This window comes from Pseudomonas sp. SIMBA_067 (assembly GCF_046534675.1).
Lineage (GTDB): Bacteria > Pseudomonadota > Gammaproteobacteria > Pseudomonadales > Pseudomonadaceae > Aquipseudomonas > Aquipseudomonas putida.
The window spans coordinates 1-244 of the sequence record NZ_JAWRYH010001142.1 but is presented as its reverse complement, the minus strand read 5'-3'; the positions used below and the strand labels follow the sequence as shown (position 1 = coordinate 244).

Below are 244 nucleotides of genomic sequence, written 5' to 3'. Positions count from 1 at the left end.
GAAACCCGTCAAACACCGACTTGGGCAGGCCGCCGGGGTTGGCGGGTGTTTGCACCATCAGTGGTGGTACAGCGGCGATCAGCACGGCCTTCGCCACCTTGTCTTCCGGGTGCCGCGCTATGTAGCGCACCACCTCGCCACCACCGGTCGAGTGTCCGACATGCACGGCGCCCTGAGTGCCAAGGTGAGTAACCACGGCAGCCGTATCATCGGCATAGTGGTCCATGTCATGGCCGTCCCATAC

1 protein-coding gene is annotated in these 244 nt (G+C 63.5%); it reads right to left on the bottom strand.

The genetic code is table 11. The features are described from left to right. Positions 1 to 244 (bottom strand): alpha/beta fold hydrolase (locus SB765_RS32870; RefSeq protein ID WP_410932927.1); only part of this gene is annotated, 244 nt, incomplete at both ends.